The sequence below is a fragment of the Haloechinothrix salitolerans genome (assembly GCF_042662605.1).
In the GTDB taxonomy this organism is placed as follows: domain Bacteria; phylum Actinomycetota; class Actinomycetes; order Mycobacteriales; family Pseudonocardiaceae; genus Haloechinothrix_A; species Haloechinothrix_A salitolerans.
This window is the reverse complement of the sequence record NZ_JBHSXX010000001.1, coordinates 4,974,744-4,998,650: the sequence shown is the minus strand read 5'-3', so window position 1 is coordinate 4,998,650 and position 23,907 is coordinate 4,974,744. Positions and strand designations below refer to the sequence as shown.

The 23,907-nt window shown below is 67.9% G+C and carries 18 protein-coding genes, 1 tRNA gene and 1 pseudogene; 12 read left to right on the top strand and 8 right to left on the bottom strand.

Features of this window, described 5'->3' with window-relative positions; translation table 11 throughout:
* Nucleotides 1-8: 8 nt before the first annotated feature.
* Nucleotides 9-1,198 (top strand): IS3 family transposase gene (locus ACFQGD_RS23665; RefSeq protein ID WP_390221019.1). Its coding sequence is split into 2 segments (ribosomal slippage): nt 9-261 and nt 261-1,198, totalling 1,191 coding nucleotides; the frame shifts between segments, so codons are not numbered across the junction.
* Between the two features lie 40 nt (nt 1,199-1,238).
* On the opposite strand, the gene ACFQGD_RS23660 is transcribed toward ACFQGD_RS23665, so the two are convergent.
* The 7 genes from ACFQGD_RS23660 to ACFQGD_RS23630 form a co-directional block, all read right to left on the bottom strand.
* Nucleotides 1,239-3,458: a type IV secretory system conjugative DNA transfer family protein gene (locus tag ACFQGD_RS23660; RefSeq protein WP_345394387.1), complete on the bottom strand. Its 2,220-nt coding sequence runs from the start codon at nt 3,456-3,458 to the stop codon at nt 1,239-1,241.
* A gap of 193 nt (nt 3,459-3,651) precedes the next feature.
* Nucleotides 3,652-4,485, bottom strand: a complete 834-nt coding sequence (locus tag ACFQGD_RS23655) for a GP88 family protein (RefSeq protein WP_345394384.1) — start codon at nt 4,483-4,485, stop codon at nt 3,652-3,654.
* 209 nt (nt 4,486-4,694) lie between these two features.
* Nucleotides 4,695-6,500: a VirB4 family type IV secretion system protein gene (locus tag ACFQGD_RS23650; protein WP_345394381.1), complete on the bottom strand. Its 1,806-nt coding sequence runs from the start codon at nt 6,498-6,500 to the stop codon at nt 4,695-4,697.
* Nucleotides 6,497-7,621: a PrgI family protein gene (locus ACFQGD_RS23645; RefSeq protein ID WP_345394378.1), complete on the bottom strand. Its 1,125-nt coding sequence runs from the start codon at nt 7,619-7,621 to the stop codon at nt 6,497-6,499. Before ACFQGD_RS23645 ends, ACFQGD_RS23650 begins: the two co-directional genes overlap by 4 nt.
* Nucleotides 7,618-9,555: a hypothetical protein gene (locus tag ACFQGD_RS23640; RefSeq protein ID WP_345394375.1), complete on the bottom strand. Its 1,938-nt coding sequence runs from the start codon at nt 9,553-9,555 to the stop codon at nt 7,618-7,620. The genes ACFQGD_RS23645 and ACFQGD_RS23640 overlap by 4 nt, the downstream gene beginning before the upstream one ends.
* Before the next feature lie 3 nt (nt 9,556-9,558).
* On the bottom strand, nt 9,559-9,936 hold the full coding sequence (locus ACFQGD_RS23635) for a pilin (protein WP_345394373.1): 378 nt from the start codon (nt 9,934-9,936) through the stop codon (nt 9,559-9,561).
* A complete protein-coding gene (locus ACFQGD_RS23630; RefSeq protein ID WP_345394371.1) occupies nt 9,927-10,943 on the bottom strand; it encodes a hypothetical protein in 1,017 nt (338 codons plus the stop codon). The genes ACFQGD_RS23635 and ACFQGD_RS23630 overlap by 10 nt, the downstream gene beginning before the upstream one ends.
* 487 nt (nt 10,944-11,430) lie before the next feature.
* On the opposite strand from ACFQGD_RS23630, the gene ACFQGD_RS23625 reads away from it, so the two are divergent.
* The 9 genes and pseudogenes from ACFQGD_RS23625 (at nt 11,431) to ACFQGD_RS23585 (ending at nt 20,901) form a co-directional block, all read left to right on the top strand.
* Complete coding sequence (locus ACFQGD_RS23625) at nt 11,431-12,339, top strand: hypothetical protein (protein WP_345394368.1); 909 nt, start codon at nt 11,431-11,433, stop codon at nt 12,337-12,339.
* Nucleotides 12,339-13,217, top strand: a complete 879-nt coding sequence (locus ACFQGD_RS23620; protein ID WP_345394365.1) for a DNA methyltransferase — start codon at nt 12,339-12,341, stop codon at nt 13,215-13,217. The genes ACFQGD_RS23625 and ACFQGD_RS23620 overlap by 1 nt, the downstream gene beginning before the upstream one ends.
* Nucleotides 13,218-13,279: 62 nt before the next feature.
* On the top strand, nt 13,280-13,633 hold the full coding sequence (locus ACFQGD_RS23615; protein WP_345394362.1) for a hypothetical protein: 354 nt from the start codon (nt 13,280-13,282) through the stop codon (nt 13,631-13,633).
* A 48-nt stretch (nt 13,634-13,681) separates the two neighbouring features.
* Nucleotides 13,682-14,899, top strand: coding sequence for a DNA-methyltransferase (locus ACFQGD_RS23610; RefSeq protein ID WP_390183564.1), 1,218 nt, complete (start codon nt 13,682-13,684; stop codon nt 14,897-14,899).
* Between the two features lie 165 nt (nt 14,900-15,064).
* A complete protein-coding gene (locus tag ACFQGD_RS23605) occupies nt 15,065-16,084 on the top strand; it encodes a DNA-methyltransferase (protein WP_345394356.1) in 1,020 nt (339 codons plus the stop codon).
* Nucleotides 16,081-17,165, top strand: a pseudogene (locus ACFQGD_RS23600) (DNA-methyltransferase). The gene ACFQGD_RS23605 and the pseudogene ACFQGD_RS23600 overlap by 4 nt, the downstream one beginning before the upstream one ends.
* Entirely contained in the window at nt 17,162-18,703 is a 1,542-nt protein-coding gene (locus ACFQGD_RS23595) for a DNA-methyltransferase (protein ID WP_345394353.1), read from the top strand. Before ACFQGD_RS23600 ends, ACFQGD_RS23595 begins: the two are co-directional and overlap by 4 nt.
* Nucleotides 18,704-18,823: 120 nt before the next feature.
* Nucleotides 18,824-19,021, top strand: coding sequence for a hypothetical protein (locus ACFQGD_RS23590; protein ID WP_345394350.1), 198 nt, complete (start codon nt 18,824-18,826; stop codon nt 19,019-19,021).
* Nucleotides 19,022-19,170: 149 nt separating this feature from the next.
* Nucleotides 19,171-20,901 (top strand): recombinase family protein, encoded by a 1,731-nt coding sequence (locus ACFQGD_RS23585; protein WP_345394347.1) that lies wholly within the window; start codon nt 19,171-19,173, stop codon nt 20,899-20,901.
* Here the strand turns inward: ACFQGD_RS23585 and ACFQGD_RS23580 are convergent.
* A tRNA-Arg gene (locus ACFQGD_RS23580) sits at nt 20,870-20,943 on the bottom strand. The genes ACFQGD_RS23585 and ACFQGD_RS23580 overlap by 32 nt on opposite strands.
* 245 nt (nt 20,944-21,188) lie before the next feature.
* Here ACFQGD_RS23580 and ACFQGD_RS23575 point away from each other — a divergent pair.
* Nucleotides 21,189-23,213, top strand: coding sequence for a bifunctional copper resistance protein CopD/cytochrome c oxidase assembly protein (locus ACFQGD_RS23575; RefSeq protein ID WP_390183563.1), 2,025 nt, complete (start codon nt 21,189-21,191; stop codon nt 23,211-23,213).
* Nucleotides 23,214-23,371: 158 nt separating this feature from the next.
* Complete coding sequence (locus tag ACFQGD_RS23570; protein WP_345394344.1) at nt 23,372-23,848, top strand: single-stranded DNA-binding protein; 477 nt, start codon at nt 23,372-23,374, stop codon at nt 23,846-23,848.
* Nucleotides 23,849-23,907 lie beyond the last annotated feature (59 nt).

The following is a 23,907-nucleotide window of genomic DNA, read 5'->3' as shown; positions in this document are numbered from 1 at the left end:
GGAAGCCAGTGTCAAAGAATCGTCGGTCGTTTACTCCTGAGTTCAAGGAGGAGGCGGCGAAAATGGTGGTCGAGACGGGCCGCCCGGTGGCGTCGGTCGCGCGGGAGAACGGGCTGAACGAGCAAACGCTTCGTAACTGGGTGAACGACTACCGGAAGGCTCATGCTGCGGACGAGCCACCATTGACCGTGTCGGAGCGCGCGCGGCTGCGTGAGCTGGAGAAGGAAGTCCGTGAGCTACGGATGGAGAAGGAGTTCCTGGGAAAAGCCGCAGCCTTCTTCGCGAGCGAGTATCGGTGAACGAGAGGTACGAGTTCATCGAGGTGGAGAAGGGCGCAGTGACCGATACTGGCGAGAAAAAGTACACAGTGACCAAAATGTGCGAATGGTTGGGTGTGTCGAAGTCGGGATTCTATGAATGGCGTTGTCGGCCCAAGTGCGCGACGGCGCAGCGTCGCGCCTACCTGGCTCCGTTGATCACGAAGGTTTTCGACGATTCGGATGAGACCTACGGTCACCGGCGCGTCCACGCCCAGCTGCAGCGCCAGGGTGAGCGGTGCACCCCTGAGCTGATCCGCAGCATCATGCGTGAGCTGGGGCTCGAGCCTTGCCAGCCCCGTCCGTGGCGACTCGGCCTGACTGAGCCGTCTGCCAGCTTGCTGCCCGACCTCGTTGGCCGCGACTTCGCCGCATCCGCGCCCGGCGAGAAGATGGTTGGCGATATTACCTATATCCCTACGTGGGAGGGCTGGGTTTATCTCGCGACGGTCATCGACTGTCATACGAAGGGCGTTATCGGGTGGGCGATGGACGATAATTACCAGACGCCTCTCATCGAGAAGGCGATTCGCATGGCCGTACGCAACTATCCTATCGCACGCGGGGCGATATTCCACTCCGACCGTGGCAGCAATTACACTTCCGCCCAGTTTGCCAGCACGCTCCGATCATTGGGCATCAGGCAATCGGTCGGACGCACGGGAATATGCTATGACAATTCGATGGCCGAATCGTTTTTTGGTGCCCTGAAGAACGAGCGGGTTCACCGAGTGATCTACTCCACCCGAAAGAGGGCCAGGACAGATATTGCTGCCTATATCGAACTTAGATATAATAGTCGACGTCTCCATTCGGGACTCGACTATAAGGCCCCAAATGAGGTCTACAACGAGTACCTGAACCGGCAGCAAGCGGCATGAATTGACCCACTAAACAGCTGTCCGGAAAGATCGAGGCCGCTCAGTAGTAGATCTTGGTGCGGGCGTTGGTGCTGACGCCCTGGGTGAGGTCGTTGCCGAGTTGGTCGAGGTGCTGGTGGGCCAATACCAGGGACAGGTGGTAGGCGCGGGCTTCGGCGAGCATGTCCTCGAGCGGGAAGGGCATGTGCAGGAAGTTGTGGCATTCGTCGATCACCATCGCGGAGTCGGCGCGGCGGGATTCGGGCACGCGGGCGCGGTGGGTGGTGGCGTGCCACACGTTGGCCACGAGCAGTGAACCGACGAGCCGGGTGGTGTCTTCGCCGAGCGTGCCCTTGGGGATACGGGCGAGCAGCAGGCCGCCGTGGTCGAGGATGTCCGAGAGGTCGACGGTGGAGGCACCACCGGTAAGGGCACGGGCCACGAACGGGCGTAGCAGCACGGCACGCAACTTGTTCATCAAGGGCGCCACGATCTGGGCGCGGGCGGCGTCGGAGAGCTGGTCGTACCAGGTCCAGAACCCGGTGAGGACCGGGTCGGTGATGGTGGCGACAACACGCTCGCGGAACCCGGGGCGCGTCAACAACTCGGGTAGGTGCGCCAGGGTGGCGGGCTGGCCGCGGGTGATCGCGGGGTCGAGCCCGTGCAGGCTCAGACAACCGGCACGTAGCAGGTCGTCGGTGCGTGGCCCCCACGCGGAGGCGAACACGCGGGAGAAGACGGACACGATGTTGTCGGTGGCGCGGTGCTTGTCGCCGTCGAGAGGGTTGAGACACGGAGTGTGCTGCGGGGCGTCGGCGTCGAACAGCACAACCTTGCTGCCGAGCCTCGCGGGCAGCCGCGACAGGATGTCGGCAACCAAGTCGCCTTTGGGGTCGAGCACGACGTTGGCGCGCCCGGCGTCGGCGTCGGCGAGCACCATGGTGGCGAGCAGCGTGGACTTGCCGCTACCAGTGGACCCGAGTACGTGCACGTGGTGGCGGGCGTCGGCGACACGCAACCCGACGGAGCGGGGGTGCCCGGCGTCGGTGACGCCGAGAGGTTTGGCGCCGGGGCCCGGTTCGACGACGCCGGGCGGTGGGGCTACGGCGGCGGCTCCGGCGCGTTGCAGGTCGGGGCTGGACTGGTCCGTCGGCAAATGCGCGACGGCGGCGAGCTCGGGCACCGAGAGCAGGTCGCCACGGCCCATCCGCCGCCCGCCGATCGTGGTGAGGGGGCGGCGCAGGCGGCTGCGCCGGTAGTGGTTGTGGCCGTGATAAACGCCGACAGCGCTGGCGATGGCGTGCGCGGTGCCGCGGGCGGTGTCGCGGGCGAGACGCCGCTCCTCGGTGGTGGCCGAGGTTCGCAGGCAGAGGGCGACGGCGTAGCGAATGCGGGTCTCGTACTGGCTGCCGCGTTGCTTGCCGACGATGGCGCGGTCCTGGGCGGAGCGCTCCAGCGCGGTTTGCGGGTCCAGCAGCCCGCGCTGCGGGTCGTGGCCGGTGCGACGCGGGGGCGTGGCGCCGGGAGTGAGCACATCGAGCAGTCGGCTGAGCAGTTTCGGGGAGCGGCCGTGATGCAGGTGACGGGCCGCGCGGCGTGCCCGGCGGAGCCGACCTCCGGTGACGGGTCGGGCCAGGACCTGCACGCAGGCGTGTTGTCCGGGGGCGAGGTTGCGCGGCGCGCCGAGCAGCGCCCGCAGCGGGTCCGCGGTGTGCTCGGTCTGGATCGGCAGCGCTTCGGGGCGCCCGAGCCGAAGTTCACCACCGGCGCAGACCACCCGCCGGTCCCTCTCGGTGGTGATCGGCATCGGGGCGGTAGTGGTGGGTTCGGCGCGGGTGTGCGCGCCCGGCCACGCCGATTCGACGGCGCGTTCGATCATGCCGGGCGGCACGGACCCGGGCACCCAGATGCGGATGTGGGTGCCCTCGTGGCCGAAGGCGTACTCGAACGCCAGGTGCGGTTGGCCGTGCAGGAACCGTTGCATCCGGGGGCGCAGCAGCCCAACCAGGTTGTGCCACAGCACCTGCCCGCCGGCGGGGTCGACCTCGGGCGGGATGAGCACGGTGACCAGCCGCGCGTCGACGCTCATGCGCCGGTGCGCCCGCCCGTGCAGCCCGCGCCGGATCACGCCGAACAGCACGGTCAGGGCGAGAATGGCGGGTGCGACAACGGGGCCGTGGACGAGCGCCCACCGGGCGAGGATCGAGACGACAGCCTCGACCGCGCCACCGGGGTCGGTCACGAGATCCACCACCGGACTCGGGGCCATCAGATAAGACATGGGTGCTCCCGTCGGGTGAGTCGGGGCTCAGCGGTGTCGAGACCGGCCAGGGCTACGCAGGTGGCCTCGGCCGACAGGCAGGCGTGATGCGAGCCGCGCGCGGGTGTCGCGCGTCGACGTGGAGGGGTGTGCGAGCGCGTGAACACTGTGCCGAGAATCCCGAGCGGCGGGGAGGCGAGCAGTGTTGGGATCATTAGGCGGCGCGACGTAGCGGTGACGGCTCGGCCGATCGCCCGGTGGTGTCGCCGACCGCCCGCAGGCGGGCACGTCGACTCCGAGCGCGCCGGTCAGCACGCTCGGCATCGACCTCGGTTTGCCATTCGCTGAACCGGCGCCCATTGAGCCGCTTCAGGAAGTGGGGGATGCGGTTGGCGGGGATTCCCACGAGCCGGGGGCCCAGCACAGCCAGTAAGTCGGATGCTTCCTGGGAGGACCAGCCCGCCACTGCGATGCTGTCCTCGTCGGGGAACACGTCCGCGACGCGGTCTGCCGTTGGGTCGAGGCTGGTGTCCTGGGTGCCGCCGTAGGAGTACACCCACAAGAAATTCTCGGGCGGGTCCGGCTCAATGAGGCGACGAAACCGGGCTACTTCTTTGGTGTAGGCGTAGAACATGATTCGGGGGTGGGAACGGATGATGCGCAGCCAGGCGCGCGTGTAGTCGTCGGAGAAGAAATCTCCCGCGTCGTGGATGCGGATCCAGCGGTCGGTGAATCGGGGCGTGGATAGCTCGCGATTCATGGCGGCTTCCCACCCGGCCGGATCGTCGAGCACGAAGGCGAGGTTGGCCTCGTGCCTGGCCTTGACGGCGGGGAACCGGTACGTGCCGCTGCGCGCATAACACACGAACCGGCAAATGCCTGCGGACGGGCATGTGTTGTATGTCCGTCCGTCGGCGAGGCGGCCTGCCCACGCGGGCAGGCTCCAGTTCCAGACGCCCAGGGGTTTCAGCTCAGAGTTTTGGGTGAGCAGCCGCGTGGGACGACGGTCGCTGGTGTTGTGCTGGCGAGCAGGCGGTGATGCGGACATGAGGTACCTACCACGAAGGAAATTGGGGGACGTTGCAGCCCGAGTTCGCGGGGACGACCCTGGCGGGCGGGAGAACGCAACCATCAGGGGTGTCAGGTCGGGCTGAGGTCACGCGTGGTTGGACGCGATTGCCGTGGGGTCGTCGGTCACGGCAGTCCACACAGGAGTGACGCGATTTTCGGTGTCCGAACTCTGGATCCGAGATTCGCTCATTCCACGATCACCGTCCCCGGGTTCGGGTCGTTATCGGGCAAAGTTGCCAGGAACTCTGGGGAGGTCGTGATGAGTTCGTCTTCGGCTTCCGAGGCGATGGCGTGGAAGGCGACGCGGTGGGTTCCGGTGGACAGCAGGCCCTGCCCTTGTTCGGCGGACAGCAGGAACTGGCGTTCGCCGTCGGAGAGCCGGAAGGCGCGGGCGATGTCGTCGATGGGTTGGGGTGCTTGTCGCAGCAGGATCTGGGTGGCTGAGTTCGCGACAACGGCACGACCAAGGTCGCTGGTGAGGACGTCGCCGACGTCCTGGGTCGCCAGCGTCAACCCGGCCCAGTGTTTGCGGGCAGCCTTGGCGAGGCGGACCAGGTAGCGGGCACCGGCGGGCTGCTGCATCAGTAGCCAGGCTTCGTCGACGACCACCAGCCGGGGCCGACGGGCGGCGGGGTTGGTGATACGCCGCCAGATGGTGTCGAGGGTGAGCAGGGTACCGACCGGTTTCAGCTCGTCGGCCAGGCCGCGCAGGTTGAACACCACTAGGTGCCCGTCGGGCCGGGTGGTGGTGGGCGCGTTGAATAGCCCGGAGAACGCGCCGTCGGTGAAGGGCCGCAACCGCGCTGCGAGCGCGGTGCCGGGCTGGCCGCCGTGGTTGCGCAGCGCTGCAGCGACGTCACCGAGCAGTGGGGCGGGGCGGGTCCAGGTGCGCGGGTCGCTGGTGATCCCGGCGCCCTGGTAGGCGGTGGTGATGGCGGTGTCGGTGGCGGCGCGTTCGTCGGCGGACAGCGGGCCGCCGAGCATGGTCTCGATGACGGTGTGGGCGAACAGGCCGCGCTGCACGAGGGTGTCGGCGGGGGCGGTGCGGCGCCCGTCGGCGCTGGTGGTGATGGGCAGGTCGAGTGGGTTGAGCGTGACGTGTTCGCTACCGAGTTGCAGGTGGGTGCCGCCGACCGCCGCCGCCAGGCGGGTGTATTCAGCCTCGGGATCGATGACGGCTATCTCGACGCCACGGTATAGGCTGCGCAACAGTTCGAGTTTGACCAAATAGGACTTACCTGAACCGGAGCGGCCAAGAATGGTGGCATTGTGGTTGTCCAGGCTGAACCGGTCGTGGCAGACCACGCTTTGGGACCCGAGGTTGTGCCCATAGAGCACGCCAGAGACCCCAGCCGAGACAGGGTCGGGTGGTGCCAAATCCGGGCTGGTGAACGGAAAACTCGCGCTCAACGCGTGGGTGTCGAAGGTGCGGCGCAGCTTGAGCCGATCGAGCCCGACAGGCAGGGAGGTCACCCAACCCTGCACGGCGCGGTAGGTGGCGGGTTTGGCGTCCAGCAGCAGGCTCGCGGTCAGCGCGCGCACGCCGCTGACCTCGGCCGCGAGGTGCTCGGCGTTGTCGGCGTGCACCGTCAGGTACAAACCGACGTGGTAGAGCTTGCCTTCGCCACGGGCGACGCGCGCGGACAGTTCGTAGGCGTCTTCGGTGGCGGCTTCCACGTGGGGGTCGGGCAGTCGGCCGTGATCGGCGGTGTGCCGCCGTCCCGATTCCAGCCGTGCGAGCTGCTTCTGGAGCCGGTCGGCGGCGGTGACCGGGTCGACCGGGTCGATGTGCAGGCAAACATCCAGCCGGCCGGGCCAGGTCAGCAGGGGTTGCAGCCAGCCGGGCTGGATCTCGCGGGGATAGCCCAGGATGGCGAACGACGCCACGTGTTCGCTACCGACCTCGAGGTGGCGGGCGCCGATGGTGATCGCGTCCGGGCCGAACCCCGGCACGGACGCCACGGTCTCGCGGCGGCGGGGTGTGCGGCTCATCGGGCGTACCTCTCTCGGAACTGCTCCAGCAGGGGCTCGCCGGAGGTGTCCTCGCTGGGGTCGGCGTCGTGGCTGGGTGCCGCGTCGCCGGGTGGGTCGTCGCGGCTGGCAGCGGTGGTGATCACGTCGTCCGGCGCGGCCAGCGCGCCCACGGGCGCGGCGACGCCGTCGGGATCGCTGGCGTGAGCGAGCACCGCGGTGGCTTGCCCGACGGTCAGCGGGGTGACGGTGATCCCTGCTGCCGACAGCAGCGACGCGGCCTCGGCCAGGCGCCGGGACAGCCGGGCTTCGGCGGCCTGCCGACGCTGGTGGTCGATGGGTGCCCGGCGGCGTGCGCGCAGCGCACCCAGCAGACCCGGTGGCGGTATAGGTAGGGCGGAACCGGCCGGTTCGCGCACGACGAGTAGCACCTGTCGTTGCAGGAGATCGGCCTCGCGGGACAGGCCGGACAGGAAGTCGGCGTGACCGAGCGCGGCGCGTTCGAGCGCGGGGTGCGGCAGCGCGGCGGCGCGGCGGCGCAGGCTCACGATCTGGTCGGTCAGGTCGATGCGCTGCACGCGGATCAGCAGTTGCGCCGGAGCGGACAGGCTGTGCAGGTAGCGGCCGAACGCCGCTACCAGGGCGTCCTGCTCGGCCGGAGTGCGGAGCGCGAAGTTGACCGTCGAGCAGGCGGCGACGGCAGCCAGCCCATCGTGACCGAGGTCGATGACACCGGCGTCCGTCATACCGGTCACCGGCAGTTCCAGCGGTGACGCGGCCTGGGTGGCGTGTGCGTCGCGGGCGCGACCTGTGCTCGCATGGCCGGTGGCCCAGGCCGGGGCGGCGGGAATGCCTTCCGGGGCGTGGACCCGCCGCCGGGGTGAGCCGACATGGCGGGCGGCGGCCAGCAACCACCGATCGAGCGAAATCCCGTCGCGGCGGAACACCACGGCGATCACCACCGCCGTCATCAGCGGCCCGGCCACACCGAGGAACACCGGCGTCGGCACCAAGTCTCCGATGGCCTGCCACAGCCCGTACAGCAGCAGGCCCGTGGCGGCGAGAATGCCCAACTGGCGGGCGGTCAGGCCCGCCACGAGGCGGTCCTCGCGATCAACGTCGGACGGGATCTTCACACTCACGAGGAACCACCTCCGCGGCGTCGGTGTTGCGCTGTCGGGCGGGTCCGAGACACGAGGGGCTGCGGCGCGCGGGCAGCGACCTTCTCCGCGGCGGCATCGCGGCGACGCGGCGAGTCGGATGGCCGCTGCCGCGGACGTGGCGTCGCCGCTGCGGCGGCGGGTCGTCGCGACGAGGCCGCGGGTTGGAGCTCGTCGTAGGGCCGGGCCCGCAGCGCCGAGGAGCCCGGCGCGGCGGGCCGCCACACCGGCGATGCGGTGACGGGCTGCCACGCTTGTGCGGCGCCCGCACGGGCGCGGCGGGCAGCGTCGGGCAGATGCGCGTCCGCGCGCCAGCGACGCTGCGCCGGCTCGGCGGGCCGGTGCTGTTCGGCTCGCACCGGCTCGCGGGCGGAGTCGCTGTCGTGCGCGGTGCGACCTCGACCCCAGACGGTGTCCTCGATCGGTGGAGCAACTCGTGGCTCGATGGGCTCGCGCGGCGCTCGCCGCGCCGGAGAGTTCCGGGCGCCCGTCGGCCTGGGCTGAGGCGGCGGCGTGGGCCGTGGCGGCATCGGCGGTGGGGTGCGGCCCCCTCCCGCGCCGCCGGGGCCTCCGCCGTTGCCGCCGCGAACCGCTGCACCTGCGCCGGCACCTGCGGTGGCGCCCCTGAGTAGCCCGAAGGTCTTGTAGGTCAGGTAGCCGCGCGCGAGTGATCCGGCGAAGGAGCGGCCGCGGCTGATCTGGGTGGCCTTGAGGATCCAGAACGGGATCTTCACCAGGATGGTGATCAACGCCAGTGCGACCAGCAGGTTCACCATCCCGGACGGTTTCGGCCCGAACGGCGTCCACCCCGATGGTGCGAAGAACACCTGCAGTGCCACCAGCAGCACCAGTGATTGCGCGACCTGGATCGCCAGGACACCGGTGATCGCCCGCCACCACCAGCGGGCGAGGCCCTCGGTGGCAGGCAGCGCGTGGCACATCAGCAGCAGTGGCGCGGCGATGACAAGGACGACGGTGATCGCCACACGCAGCACGTAGGTGACCAGCAAGACGACGAGCATCACCGCCAGCGCCAGCCCCATCAGCAGCAGGAACAGTCCACCCCCGGAGAGGGCGCCGGTGATCATGTCCCGCAGCGCGCTCCCGGCGGAGTCCGCGTGGAGCCCACGGCTGAGCAGCGCGGCCGAGAGCCCGTTGGCGAGGGTGATGAGCTTGTCGACGACGAACAGCGACAGAAACGACGCCAGGAATCCGGCGACCAGGCGCGGCAGGATCTCCTTGGCCGTGTAGCGGGTCTGCAGCGTCTCGTGGGTCATCACCAGCAGCCCCCCGATCACCACGATCGTGGTGTAGGCGGCGAGCACCAGCTGCCACGAGTTGGACCACAACGGGCCCGTTTGGGGCAGATCGTCCAATGTCGGTGTCGTCAACAACGACTCGGACAGAAACGTCAGCAGCGGGTTCAGTGCCGCCGTCACCAGCCCGCGGACGATGGCGTTGAGGCTGTGGGAGATGTGGCAGCCGATGTCGAAGGTGTCGCAGTCCTCGACACCGGTGTTCTGGGTCGTGGGCGGCTGCGGCCGATCCCCACCGTCGGGTTCAGGTGCGCCGGTGGGGCTCGGCAGACACCCCCCACCCCGACAGGGCGTCGTCGTGGCAGTCGGGTTCCCGGACGGGGCGGTGCAGGGCGGCAGGTCCTCAACTGGTCCGCACCTTGGCTGGCCGGCGGTCGCCGGGATCTGCGGGGCGCGAGTGTCGTCGTGCGGTGAGGCGCCCAGCGCCAGGGGAGCGCCGAACAGCACGAGGATGCTCAGCGCGAGAAGTGGCGTGGCGACACGCCGTGCCAGTCGCAGCCACCGCCCTCGGCGCGGGCGCGACGGCGGTTCCGGTGGAGGCGGCTGCTTCAACGCGACGTCCCGGCCCGCTGCGGGATGCGGCGACTTGCGGCGACCCATTGCTCAGAGCCCCACGAACCGCTTGAGAACCGACACCACGACCGAAGCCAACGCCGCCAACATGTAGCCGAACGCGGCGGCCTTGAGCGCGCTCTTGCCCTTCTCGGCCTCGCTCGGATCACCGCCCGCGAGCATGTAGCGGGTCCCGCCGATCATCACGAACACGGTCGCCAGCAACGCCAGCAGGCCGGCGAGCCAGTTGCGGATGTTGGTCAACACCTCCTTGACCGACTGCGCCTGCGCGTAGGCGGCGTCCGCGCTCAGCACCGACAGCAGCAGCGCCGCCACCACGGCCAGCGCGAGGCTGCGGGTCCACGGCCGCCTGCGGGAACGGCCGGGCTGGTGTGGCGGCCGGACCCGCCTCGCTCGGTTCAGGCGCATCGGCGATCCTCCGATCCCGGTGACGAGGGACGAGACCTGGGCGCGAAGTCCCTACACCTAAAAAGACCGGATTCCGGCGCCTCATCTTTCACCGAGGGTGACCGATCCTTCCCGCCCGACTCGCGACCGTTGCGCCGACGGCCGCTCACAGCACGTGACTGCGGGGCGGGGTGGTCAGGGTGTCGAGCCGGACGTTCGACCGCGAGCGACGTCTCGGTCGCGGCATTGACCGCATCGTCGGGATCGGCGTCTCGCGAGGTCTCGGCGAGGTAGGCGACGAGCCGGCGCTCCGCGCGCCAGCGCGTCGTGTTCGCGGTCGCATAGGGCACGTTGCGGCGCCGGGCCCACCGATCAAGACGGACGGCGTCGAGGCGGGTGGCGCCGATAAGGTCGGCCTCGGTCGGGGTCAGTACCCCGTCGGCGATGGCACGCGCGAGCACCAAGTCGGGGTGACCCCACGGCGGTTGCGGGATGGCCGAGCGGAACCCGGTCAGGATGGCTTCCACGACCTCCAGCGGCTCGTCGAGCTCGAACGGCCGCGGGTCGGACAGCGACGCCACGACCGCCGCGTGGCCAGCCCGGTACGCGGCCCACCGCAGCCGCTCCGCCACCCCGGGCCGACCCAGCACCACGGTCGCGAGCGCATCGAGGAAGCCCGTCAGGATCTCGGCCTGCAGGTCGGCATGCTCGCCGCCATACCACGATCCGAGCCGGTGCGTGCTCGCCGCCAACGCCGGCAGCGCCACCCCGGCGCACGCCATCGTCCAGTCCGCGCCGTGGTTACGCGCACGCGTGATCAACAGCCGCCAGAGTTCGTCGCGCCCCACGATCGGGCACCCGCGGTCGAGGATGCGATCCCGGGCCTGGGCGAGCGTGAGGTTCTGATCCGGCAGGCCGTCAACCTGATGTCCGTCGATCGAATACATCGCCGACAATGCGGCGAACTGGTCGCGAACCAGGTCCAGCGGAAGCGGCGAGCGCCGAGTGTTCCCTGATTTCCGAGACATCGCTGATGCCCTCCTTCGGTCGCACACAATGTGACGCGGCCAGGAGAGCAACTCGGCTACAGCACAACGCCAAGAATGATCGCCAAATCGCTGAAAAAACCTACTAACACCACCGCACCTGGATCGGTCCAGACGCCTGGCTGGCGGATCGGCCAACCCCGCCGCCAACACGCCCGTTAGTAGCCGCTGACCAGCTAGGTTAGTAGCCCAACGACGCCATCGGCAGCCGTCACCCCGCGCGGGACGCCCCTTCGCGCGCAGAGAAAATTCCGCACCCGTCTCCAGGGCTGCTGACGCGCCCTCTGGAGAAAGCGCGTTAAGCGCGGCTTGTTAGTAGAAATGTTCAGCGAACGTGAGCAGAACGGATGCGGAACATTCTGACGGAAACGAACTCGTCGGCTACGGCGGTGAAAGATTCGGCCCCGATATTCGGTCTTTTTCAGTAGAGGCCATCACGGCGACATCCATAAGCCGAGGGAGGCTTGTCATGGCATCGGCGCGACAAGCGAGCCGGCGCGGCGACCACGGCAGCGCGACATGCAGCGCGGCCGATCACGGCCGCGCACAGACATCCCCGCGACGGCGTCGGATCATCCGCCGCGCGCCGCGAAAGATCCGACCCACGGTGTCGGTGTGGCCGTGCCTGCCGCCGCAGGGCCAGACCGACACGGCCGACGACTGGCTGGAGCGAGCCGTCGTCAAGATCGTCACCACCTACACCCAACCTGGGCAGCGAGTCCTGATCGTCAGCCCACCCCCGCCGGAAACAACACCGCCGCGCTGGACCACGACGGCGCGCCGGTGGCCGCCGGATCCGTATCAAGACCTGCCCGAGACGAACTGGGTCATCGCCCGGCTCGGCCGCAGCGCCCAGACCACCCTGGCCACCCACCCACACGGCCACCCCAGCGGCACGAGGCGAACGGTCGCGGCACCGACGGTCCGCGACGCCCGCGCAGCCCAGAGGGCCGCCGACGAGGCCCCCCGGCCAGGAGGTCACGACCACACGAGTTCGGGTACCGGTCCCGCTGGGTCGACCACCGGGCGTGGCGTGGGGTGCTTCGACCTGATCATCACCGCGGCCGACCCTCGCGACCACGCCTGGTTCACGCACCGCGACTGGCGCGCGCTGCTGCGCCCCGGCGGCGCCCTCACGGTCATCACCCACAGTGACACCAGTGACGGTGTCCTCGTCGACCCGCTCACCTCGATCGAGGCTACGCTCAGTGACAACCAGATGGTCGTGCTCGATCACATCGTGCTCGCCCATCACCGCCCGGCCGAGGCCCGCGACATTCTCGCATCGCGCCCGGGCCGGATCGGCTGGAAACCGCTGCGGCACCCGCGCGGCCACCACGACCTCCTGGTGTGCATCGAACAGCGGCGGGAACGCTGATGGCGCGCCGATCCGCTCGTCGCCGCCCCCGACGCGGGCAGCCGTCGGTCGTCCCGACCACCGTCTGGGCCACCGGGCAGCGCGACCCCAGCATCGAGCTCATCGAACGCGGCTACCACCTCGACACCGCCGCCGACACCGGCCGCATCCCGCCCGCGGTCGCCGAGTACGCCATCGGCGCCTACAGCCCACCCGGCGGTACCGTGCTCGATCCCGACTGCGGCGCCGGAACGGTCGTCATCGAGGCCCTGCGCTCCGGCCGCCACGCCATCGGGCTCGCCACCACCCGCGGCTGGCGCACCCTCGCGGACGCCAACATCAACGCGATCCGCGCCACCGGCACCGCCACCGACGCCATGGTCCTCATGCTGACCCGGCGCCGCGACACCCTCCACACCGCCCGAGCAGCCGGGCTGACCGAAAGCATCAACCTCGTCCTGACCGCCGCGCGCACCGCACCCGGACACGACCCGGCCGTGCTCGCACGCACGCTCACCGAAGTTCGACCACTGCTGCGCCCCGGCGGACACGTCGTCGTCATCGCCGCGCGCACGACCACACGCGCCCCGCTGCACACCTTTGGCGCCATCCTCGCCGCCGGCCGCGCCGCCGGACTCGTCCCCGTCGAACGATGCGTCGCGCTCGACGGCAAGCTCACCCGCGACTCCGTGTCCGACCGCGCGCCCCGCGCCGCCCGCCGCCAGTCCCGCGACACCGGGCACCCCATCGCGATCACGGCGCACCACGACGTGGTGGCGTTCCGCTGCGCCGCCGCCGACACCGCGGCGCACCCGCTGCCTGGATCACGAGTCGTCCGGCATCACAGCGACGCCAGCGACGAGTACGTGCACGGCATGCCCACCCCGCGGGCCGCATGAACCGAACCCCGACTGCCGCACGCACCCGCCGCGAGGCATCGAGCAGCAAAGGACCACGCCCTATGAGCACCCAGAACACGCGCCCTGTGTCCCAGCGCCGACCGTTCACGATCAAGCAGATCGAACAGGCGCTGGACACCGTCTACGACGGCATCGCACGCGAGTTGGACACCACCGAACCCGCCGAACGCGACGCCGCCACCTACCGCCGCATCGCAGACCTGCACCGCCTCGAATCGGCCTGCTGGAACAACTACCTCACCATCGCCAAAACCCGCCTGACGTGGCTGGCAGCCAGCGCGGCCGCCGACCGCGCGAACCAACTCGCGACGAACTACCGCGCCAGCGCCGCAGCCCTGGACGGAACCAGCCACCCCGCCGCACGCCGCCCACTCACCACCAGGAGGGCGGCGTGACGCGACGACCCTTCTGGACCACCGACAGTCTCACCCTCTACACCGGCGATGCCCTCGACGTGCTCACCGAGCTACCCGCGGGCTCCGTCGACTGTGTGGTCACCTCCCCGCCCGTACTGGGGACTACGCGACTACGGCACCGGCCGCTGGGTAGGCGGCGACCCGCAGTGCCGCCACTCCACCGGCCGAGGCAGCAACGTCGCTCAAACCCGCTATCCCGCTGCCGACGTCTATCCCGCCTCCGCCGCGCATCGCGGCGGAAACCCGTCGCAGTGCCGCCGGTGTGGTGCGCGGCGACACGATCAGCAACTCGGACTCGAACCCGACCCGGACAGCTACATCGCCAGTCTGCGCGCAGTCTTCGACCAACTCCGTCGTACCGTGGCGGCCACCGGGACCGTCTGGCTCAACCTCGGCGACTCCTACTCGGCCGAGCCGCCCGGCCGCACCCAGAACCCGATGCGCGCCAGCACCCTTTCCGGCAGGAGCGCCGCTGCGCAACTACGAGGATCCGTTCAACGCGCCGGCACGGACCGCACTCGGTGCCTTGCTCGCAAGAACCTCATCGGAATGCCCTGGCGAGTCGCGTTCGCGCTGCAGCAAGACGGTTGGATTGTCAGGAACGCGATCGTGTGGCACAAGCCGAACGCCATGCCGGAATCAGTGCAAGATCGAGTGTCCACTCGCTACGAGTTCATGTTCTTGCTGACCCCGCAGCAGAAATACTACTTCGATCTTGACGCCATCCGAGAGCCTGTAGCCCGACCCGAAGCGCTCAACGAGAACATCGTGATCGGCGGCATCAAAGGCCGCCACGCAGGCGTCGACTCCACCGCGCGCCGCCGCGGGCAAAGCCGTTACGGAGCCAAATACACCCACGCGGACGCCATCACACGACGACATGGCGACGCCATGCGCCCGACCGGCCAACGCCACAACTCCCAGCACCGGAACGGAAAGAACCCCGGCGACGTCTGGAGCATCCCGACTCGCCCGCTGACAGCCGCGCACTTCGCTGCCTTCCCAGTCGACCTTCCCCTGCGTTGCATCGCCGCCGGATGCCCCGAAGGCGGGACGGTGCTCGACCCATTCTCCGGTGCCGCAACGACCGGCTTGGCTGCCCGGCAACTCGGGCGCCGCTACATCGGAATCGACCTCAACGCCGAGTTCAACCAGATCGCCAAAGCTCGGTTATTGCAGCAACCGCAACATAGTGCCAAGAAGGCTCAGCCGCACGACCGACCAGCCGGTTCCCCGCGTCGATGAACTCATGCAGCTCGGTTCCCACCGATACTCGCTCGCGCGAAGAACACTGCGGCTTTCCATCCGTAGCTCCCGCAACCGACGCCACCGGGCGACCGCCAACCCAAAACCGCAGTTCCCAACAAGCTCCTAAGTGGATCACTACCTGGAAGCTAAGGAGATAGTTTGGTGGAGCCGATTTTCGAGTCCAACCTCGGATGTCTGTACAAGGGCGACTGCCTGGAGTGGCTGCCGCAGGTCGACGACGAGTCCGTTGATGTGGTGTTTGCGGACCCACCGTTCAATCTGAACAAGGACTACGGGAAGGGCATCAACGACCGGCGCAAAGACGAGGAGTACCTCGCCTGGTGCGAGGCCTGGATCAAGGAGTGCGCTCGCGTCGTCAAGCCGGGTGGCGCGGTGTGGCTCTACAACATTCCTAAATGGAACATCGAACTCGGCTACTTCCTCAACAAAGCCGGGATGACGTTCCGACACTGGATCGCGGTGGACATCAAGATGAGCCTCCCGATCCCAGGGAAGCTCTACCCGGCGCACTACAGCCTGCTCTACTACACCAAGGGCAAGCCCAAGACCTTCACACGTCCGCGTCTGCCAATCCCGGTCTGCCGACACTGCGGCGGCGACATCAAGGATTACGGCGGCCACCGCAACAAGCTGCATCCCGAAGGCATCAATCTCAGTGACGTCTGGACGGACATTCCTCCTGTGCGGCACCGAGGCACCAAGAACCGTGGCGCCAACCAGCTCAGCGAGAAAATGCTCGAACGCGTCCTCACCATCAGCAGCGAACCAGGCGACCTCGTCATAGACCCGTTCGGCGGAAGCGGCACAACCTTCGCCGTAGCGGAGCGAATGCACCGCCACTGGATGGGAAGCGAACTCGGCGACGTAGAACCAATCGTCCGGCGGCTCAGAGGCGAGGACGCGGTCTACGAGCGACCGAAGCGAGGCGACTCCGGCAAGGGAATGAGCCACATCGTTCGGCGACGGCGATGTGAAGTGGCCGCCACGAAGGCCGCCACGATCGGTGCTGGGCTCAGCGACAGTCAGAAGGTAAAGGAAGAAATACCGCACGCCTACGAACCATCCTTCGAACTCGGCAATGTCGCAGGTGCGCGACACGACACCGCACAGGTGCCGCGCAGACTCAACTTGCCCCACGGCGAGTGCGGAGAGGCAGCATGAGCGAAGGTGCGGGTGTCCCGCCGGACGTGGCGGGGCGGGCGGAGCTGTACTTCCACGATGATGCCGTCACGCTTTACGCTGGCGAGGCGCGGGCCGGGCTCGCCGAGCTCCCGGATGCCTCGGTCGATTGTGTCGTTACCAGCCCGCCCTACTGGCGCCTGCGCGACTACGCCCCCGATACGTGGGCCGGTGGCCGGCCCCGATGCCGCCACTGTCCGGCCAGCCTTGGCGCCTCATCGACGGATGGCACCGACGCTGGACGTCGATGCCGAACGTGTGGAGCGATCCGCGAGCACCTACAGATCGGTCGGGAATCGACTGCAGACGGCTACATCGACGACTTGCGTGCCGTGTTCGCCGCGGCGCGGCGTGTGCTCACCCCGCACTCCACCGTGTGGATCAACCTCGGCGACAGCTACTCCACCAATTCCGACGGTTACTGGTGCACGACACCTGGCCAAGCGCGGCAGCCGCGCTATCGGCCACGCGCCGACGTGCCGCACAAGAACCTGCTCGGCATGCCATGGCGTCTCGCCCTCGCGCTCCAAGGCGACGGCTGGATACTGCGCTCGGCGATCGTCTGGCACAAACCGCACGCCACCCCCACGCCCATCCGTGACCGGCTCGCCACCCGCTACGAGATGGTCTTCCTCTTCGTCACGCAGCCGGACTACTACTTCGATCTCGACCCGATCCGTCAGCCCTACTCCGGCGAGCGTGCGCTGTCGCGTCGAGCCCACCACGGCGGCAACAAACCGAACACTGCCCGCGGAACGTGGCCCCGTACGCCAGTAGACGCCCAGCGCGGGCGCAATCCCGGCAATGTGTGGACCATTTCCCCCGACCGATCGCGAGCCGGTCACCCGCACCGGCACCTGTGGAAATCCCACGCCGCTGCATTGCGGCCGGAAGCCCACCGGGCGGTCATGTGCTCGACCCGTTCAGTGGCAGCGCCACCACCGGGGTCGCGGCCCGCGAGCTGGGCCGCCGCTTCACCGGCATCGACACCAACCCCCACTACCACGAGCTCGCGATCCGGCGCATCGCCGGATGCGACCGCGCAGCGGGAGAGCCGCAATGAGCAACGACACCGCCACGTTCGTCGAACCCAGCATCGTCCAGGGGGACGCCCGCCAGTTGTCCCTGCCGGATGACAGCGTCGACCTGGTCGTCACCAGTCCACCCTACTTCGGATTACGGTCCTATCAGGACGGACATCACCCGTACCGTGGTCAGCTGGGTGCCGAAGACACCCCCGGCGAGTACCTCAACAACTTGATCACCTGCACTCGGGAAATCGTTAGGGTGCTCAAGCCGTCCGGATCGCTATTCATCAACCTCGGCGACAAATACAGTGGCGCTGGCCGTGGAAACAACGTCTCCGCAAAGCTCACCAACCCGCCCGACGTGCAGCGAAGCCGTCTTCGGGCAAGCAACCGCCGTCAACACCTCGGCACCGAGACAGCTCCAGCGAAATCCCTTCTTGGCTTGCCGTGGCGCTACGCGCTGCGGTGTATCGACGAACTGGGCCTCATCATGCGCGCCGAGATCATCTGGAGCAAGCCCGCCGGCATGCCCGAATCTGTCCGCGACCGTGTCCGCCGTAGCCACGAAACATGGTTCCACTTCACGCTCGAGCAGCGCTACTACAGCGCCCTGGATGACCTTCGTCAACCGCACGCCACGTCCGAGCGCCGTGGCTACCGCTCGTCCTATCGGCCCGGTAGTACATCGTCGTACGAGCGGGCACGTGGCCATGAGACCAAAAACGGCAACTTCGCCGGTCTTCCCTTGCATCCCCATGGCCGATTACCCGGCTCAGTATGGGATATTCCTCCGCAACCGCTGCGTGTGCCGCCCGAACTCGACATCGCGCACTACGCATCATTTCCCGTGGAATGGCCCAGGCGTCTCATTATTGGCTGGTCGCCACAGAAGGTGTGTACCGCATGCGGCCAAGGCCGCTGTCGTACTCCGGTCGCGTACGGACTCGATACGTCTCGACCGCAGACACGCCGCGCACTCGAACTTGTCCGCGAACACGGTCTCACCGAAGACCACCTCACCGCGCTGCGGTCCGCCGGGCTCAGTGACACGCCCCGAGGCACCGACACGCAGGGACACCCGCCACATCGCGAGCATCCTGCCGGGCGGCTTGTCGCCGAAGCACGCGCCGCGCTGGGCGGCTACGCCCGCGAGTTCCTGCTGTCACGAGCAACCGACTTCGCCGACGCCTGTGGTTGCGCGGACACCCACGCTCCCACCGTTCCCGGAGTCGTGCTCGATCCCTGCGGCGGAACCGGAACCACCGCGCTGGCCGCGGCCGTGCTCGGCAGGCGCGGTATCTCTATCGATGCCAGCCGGGACTACTGCCGGCTCGCCGTCTGGCGTACCCACGACCCTCGCCAGCAATCACGGGCTCGCGGCACCACACCATCGTCGGCACAGCCAACACCAACTCCACAGGCCACGACGACGAACGACCGCGCCAGCGCCGCAGCCGACCTCGACACCCACCGCGCTGGCGTGGACAGCGAGGACGTGGCCGAACCGGACGGTTCCTCCTCGTGGTTACACCGCTCCGGCGGCCGAGCACCGGAAGGACCCCATGCGGCGTGAGGAACCAACACCCGTTTGGGGCCTCCGTTCTGACTCGGCCGGCGCTAGGATCCCAGGCCCCGCGCTGTGTGACGACCACCACCGAAACCGAGGGAGCGCCGGTCGCGGGAGGAAACACACGTGGCAGGTGAACACCGTGAACGCAACCCTGGCGGCCAACTGGCATCCGATGAGCCGCCCACTCTCGTCGACGATGTCCACTTCGTGGATGGCGAGGAGGGCCGTCGCCTGGCGCACGCGCAAGCGCGGGCACTGTGGGAGGTGACGCAGTGGCTGGTCCAGAACTCGTACAGGACTGGGCGCGAACCCACCGCGTAGGCCGCGCTCGTAGCCCGTACCAGCGCGCCGACGGATACGGGAGAACAGTCGATCAGCCGCGCCGCTTCGCCTGGATCGCCCGGGTTTCCACGGCGGACATGCAAGATCCCACGCTGTCCCTGCCCCGCCAACTCGAAGGTACACGGCGGATGATCCCCGAAGGTGGCGTGATCACCGCGCAGTTCTATGACATCGAATCCGGCCGCATGGATTTGGAGATCCGCGGCGGTGGGGATGCGCACGAGCAGTTCGATATTCCGATTCACCGTGACGGTGGCATCCAGGACATGCTCGCCGAGGCGCAGCGGCCGGATCGGCGGTTCGACTACGTCATCTGCGAAAGCATCGACCGCACCGCCCGATACACCTATTACGGCACTCGTATTGAGCACCTTCTCAAACAGGCGGGCATACCGTTGCTCGCTGCCGACGAACCCTTCCAGCTCACCTCGCCAGACGGGCGCAAGCCCAAGGTCGCCACCCAACTGCTGACCCGCCGGGTCAAGCAGAGCATCGCTGAGTTCTACGTGGTCGACCTTCTGGAGAAGTCCTGGGACGGCTTCGCGGTGCACACCGAAGCTGGCTATAACGTCGGCAAGGCCTGCTATGGATACCGCGCCAAACACGTCCCACATCCCGTACCCGCCAAGAGGGCCAAGGGCGAGAAGAAGACCCTGCTCGAACCCGACCCCGCCCAAAAACCCGCCGTGCAGCGGATCTTTCAGTTGCGCATCGAGAAGCGCCTCGGCTACGAGGACATCGCCACACGCCTGAATGCCGACCTCGCGAGCTATCCGCCGCCTGTGCCGGTCGATCCGACCCGCGCGGTAGGATGTTGGACCTACTCCAACGTCCGTGACGTCCTGACGAACCCGAAGTACACGGGCCACATGGTCTGGAACCGGCGAGCGCGCAAGACCGGACGCAACCGCCTCAATCCGATTCAAGAGTGGGTGTGGAGCGCGCAGCCGGTGCACGAACCGCTCGTGAGCCTGGAAGACTGGATCGCCGCTCAAAACGTCAGTGGGCACCGCTTCGGCTCCCGCAGCGGCAACAACACCAACATCAATCACCCGGACACCAAGCGATCGTACCTACTGCGCACCTACTTGTTCTGCGACCTGTGCGGCCGCCGCATGAACGGCAAAACCCGGCGCGCGTTGGCCTACTATGTTTGCGCGCCCAAGAAGGCCTACATCCCCGAGGGCCATCCCACCGGCGGGTCCTTCTTCGTGCGCGAAGACGCCTTGATCGACAAGCTCAACGAGTTTCTGTCGCACCATGTCTTCGGCCACTACCGACGTGCGCTACTTGCCGACCGGATGCGTGACCTCGACGAGGAAGCCCGCCACGAGCGCGAGCAGCGCATCACCGCACTGAAGCGCGAGATCGACGACATCGAACAACGGCGCAAACGCGCCATCCATCACCTCGAACTGTTCGACGAACCCGACGCTGAACTCATCCGTGACATCAATGAACGTCGCGCCCAACTTCGGCACCGGCAAGTACAGCTCAAGGAGCAACTCGCTGAAGCAGAGGAGGCGATCGCACAAACCCCCAACCCAGACCTCATCGACCTCCTCCCGGTGGGACAGGTCGACGTCGCCCAACTCCCGGAGGACACCGCGCGCAACTTGTTCGAAGCCCTACGGCTGAAGATGCACTACAACAAGACCGCCAACACCGTCAGGTGCGAGATCGACCTCACCGCACACTCGATCACGACCGCACAGGACGCCAGCAATGCCGCCATCCTGCCCTTTCCCCGAACCTCGCCGGAGACCGAGGCAGGCACACCGAACGAGGACCCTTCCCCGGAAAGTGCGCCCGTTCCCATCCTTGTAGTGCCCCCGGCAGGACTCGAACCTGCGACCTAGAGATTAGAAGGCTCTTGCTCTATCCAGCTGAGCTACGGAGGCGGGCCGAGGCTACGCCTGGCGCTACGGCCAGTTTATCGGTAGCCATTGGTGTGATCGCGTCAGATGTCAGGATTGTTTCATCCCGTGCGCCCTCCGGCATGGCGATGGGACCACGCGATGTCACCCGTATGGCGTCATCGTCGCCGACCATACGCACTAACGGCGCGCTGTGAGCGGCACCGCGTTTCGAAGCTGAGCAGGGGTGCGCGCGACGCAGCCACAGCGCCGCAGCCTACCCTTCTGATGTGCGGGAACAGCAGGGAGCAGTGACGGCGACGCGTACGAGGCGGCCAGGGGGTGTGGTCGCACTCGCCGTGCTGGGGACGTCGCTCGCCTTCGTGGTCGCGGTGCTGTTAGTCACACTATCCGGCGCTGTGGGACAGGAGATCGCCGGTATCTCCGATCCCGGTACGTTCACCCGGTACGGCGTCACCGTGACGCGCGTGCTCGCCGAGATCGCGGCGGTCGTCACCATCGGCTCGTTGTTGTTGGCCGCGTTCCTGGTGCCGCCGCAGAAGTCCGGCACCCTCGCCGCGGATGGTTACGCGGCCATCACCACGGCATCGCTTTCGTCCTGGTGCTGGATGGTGACGTCGATCGCCGCCGCGCTGTTCGCCGCCGCCGACGGCGCGGGCAGGCCTGTAACCGATCTGTTCGATCCACAGGTGTTCGTCCAGTTCGTGGGTGCGATCGAACAGCCGAAGGCGTGGCTGATCACAGCGTTCATCGCGTTCGTGCTGGCCATCGCGTGCCGGACGGTGCTGTCGTGGGGCTGGACGACGGTACTGTTCTTCCTCGCCGTCGGCGGTTTGATTCCGGTCGGCGCTACCGGTCACTCAGCATCAGGCGGTTCGCACGACTTGGCGACGAACAGCCTGCTCATCCACCTCGTCGCCGCCGCGCTCTGGGTAGGTGGCCTGATCGCGCTTATCGCACTGGGCAGGCGGAAGGGACCCGACCTGCCGCTGGCGGCGCGCCGCTTCTCCCACATCGCGTTGGCTTGCTGGATCGCGATGGCGGTTTCCGGCGTCATCAACTCGTTGGTACGGGTCGCGCCGGCCGACCTGTTCACCACCCAGTACGGCCTGCTGGTGTTCGCCAAGCTCACCGCGTTGGGGATGCTTGGCGTGTTCGGCCAGCAACAGCGGAGCAGAGGAGTTCGTGCGCTCACCGAGCGCGGCACGAAGGGCGCGTTCCTGCAGCTTGCCGGTGTCGAGGTGCTGATCATGTTCGTGACGCTCGGCATCGCGGGTGCGCTGGCGCGCACCGAGCCGCCCGCGGAAGTGGGCTTCGTCCCGAGCACCACCGAACTGTTGATCGGCTACCCGCTGGACGGTCCGCCGACCCTCGTGCGGTTGCTGTTCGACTGGCGCTTCGACCTCATCTACGGCTCCCTCGCCATCGTGCTCGCCGCCGTCTACGTCGCCGGCGTGATGCGACTGCGACGCCGAGGAGACACCTGGCCGGTGGGTCGCACGGTCGCGTGGTTGCTCGGCTGCGCGACGATTCTGATCTCGACGTCGTCCGGCATCGGCAAGTACTCGCCAGCCATGTTCAGCGTGCACATGGGCAACCACATGCTGCTGTCGATGGTCGCACCGGTGTTCCTCGTGCTAGGCGGCGCCGTGACGCTCGCGCTGCGCGCACTGCCACCAGCGGGCAAGAACGCCGCCCCGGGACCACGCGAATGGGTGCTGGCGTTCGTGCACTCGCCGATCTCGCGCGGGCTGACGCAACCACTCGTCGCGGGCGTGCTGTTCGTCGGGTCGTTCTACTTGCTGTACTTCTCCGGGCTGTTCGACGCCGCCCTCGACTACCACTGGGCGCACCTCGCGATGAACGCCCACTTCCTGTTGGTCGGCTACGTCTTCTTCTGGCCGCTGATCGGCGTTGACCCAGCGCCGCGCCCTATGCAACCGCTCGGCAGGCTCGGACTGATGTTCGCGTCGATGCCGTTCCACGCGTTCTTCGGCGTCATTTTGATGAGTTCACAGACCGTCATCGGCGAGACCTTCTACCGTGGTCTCGACCTGCCGTGGGTCGACGACCTGCTCTCGGAACAGCGTCTCGGTGGCGGTATCGCGTGGGCGTCGGGCGAGATTCCGGCGCTGATCGTGCTGATCGCACTGATGATCCAGTGGGCGCGTGCCGACGAGCGGCACGCCAAGCGCATTGACCGTAAGGCTGACGCCGACAGCGAGGCCGACCTCGCCGCCTACAACGAGATGCTGCGGCGCATGGCGAACGAGAGCGGTCAACCCCACCGCTGAGTGCGCCCGCGGGCATCCACAGGTGCTCGGTAGGGCAGGCCGATGGCGCCAATGGCGGGTCTGGCCATCCACATATCGAGGGGTGCGCCCCACGAGGCGCCGTTTCCCCGGACGCTGACGGTGTATCCGCAGTCAGCAACGACGGGGAGAAGCGAGTCATGCCGATAGGGGAGACCTACCTCAACATCAACGGCCGGATCGCCACCGAGCCGACCAGACGGGAACTCGATGATGGGGGTGAGTCGCTCGGGTTCCTCGTCATCAGTACGGAGCGGCGTTTCGACAAGGAGACCGGGAAATGGGTTGATGGCCACAAGTGTTCCGTGTGGGTGACGTGCTGGCGCAGGCTCGCTCGGCATGTCGGCGTGTCGTTGCGCAAGGGCGACGAGGTCATGGTGGCGGGCAGGCTGCGTACCCGGGAGTACGACGACGATGGCGCGACCAGATGCGTCACGGAGGTCGACGCCTATGCTGTCGGCCCGAACCTGGCCAGGGCCACCGCGACGGTGGTCAGGGTGCGCGCTGGCACCCATGTCGCGGGTGCGCCGGAGGCCTCGCCGGCCCCGGAGACACGCGAGCAACCGCGGGTAGCACCCGAGCCATGTTCGGCCGGGGTGGTGCGCGATGCGGCGTGAGCTGGCTCGTCGCTGTGCGTCGTCGAGGCGAGTCACTCGACAGGGGCCCGCGCGGCAGC

Bases quoted from the DNA above. Each gene is read 5' to 3' on its own strand.
- ACFQGD_RS23660 (WP_345394387.1), bottom strand. From the start codon at position 3,458: ATGTCTTATCTGATGGCCCCGAGTCCGGTGGTGGATCTCGTGACCGAC.
- ACFQGD_RS23655 (WP_345394384.1), bottom strand. From the start codon at position 4,485: ATGTCCGCATCACCGCCTGCTCGCCAGCACAACACCAGCGACCGTCGT.
- ACFQGD_RS23650 (WP_345394381.1), bottom strand. From the start codon at position 6,500: ATGAGCCGCACACCCCGCCGCCGCGAGACCGTGGCGTCCGTGCCGGGG.
- ACFQGD_RS23640 (WP_345394375.1), bottom strand. From the start codon at position 9,555: ATGGGTCGCCGCAAGTCGCCGCATCCCGCAGCGGGCCGGGACGTCGCG.
- ACFQGD_RS23635 (WP_345394373.1), bottom strand. From the start codon at position 9,936: ATGCGCCTGAACCGAGCGAGGCGGGTCCGGCCGCCACACCAGCCCGGC.
- ACFQGD_RS23630 (WP_345394371.1), bottom strand. From the start codon at position 10,943: ATGTCTCGGAAATCAGGGAACACTCGGCGCTCGCCGCTTCCGCTGGAC.
- ACFQGD_RS23625 (WP_345394368.1), top strand. From the start codon at position 11,431: ATGGCATCGGCGCGACAAGCGAGCCGGCGCGGCGACCACGGCAGCGCG.
- ACFQGD_RS23620 (WP_345394365.1), top strand. From the start codon at position 12,339: ATGGCGCGCCGATCCGCTCGTCGCCGCCCCCGACGCGGGCAGCCGTCG.
- ACFQGD_RS23615 (WP_345394362.1), top strand. From the start codon at position 13,280: ATGAGCACCCAGAACACGCGCCCTGTGTCCCAGCGCCGACCGTTCACG.
- ACFQGD_RS23610 (WP_390183564.1), top strand. From the start codon at position 13,682: ATGCCCTCGACGTGCTCACCGAGCTACCCGCGGGCTCCGTCGACTGTG.
- ACFQGD_RS23595 (WP_345394353.1), top strand. From the start codon at position 17,162: ATGAGCAACGACACCGCCACGTTCGTCGAACCCAGCATCGTCCAGGGG.
- ACFQGD_RS23585 (WP_345394347.1), top strand. From the start codon at position 19,171: ATGATCCCCGAAGGTGGCGTGATCACCGCGCAGTTCTATGACATCGAA.
- ACFQGD_RS23570 (WP_345394344.1), top strand. From the start codon at position 23,372: ATGCCGATAGGGGAGACCTACCTCAACATCAACGGCCGGATCGCCACC.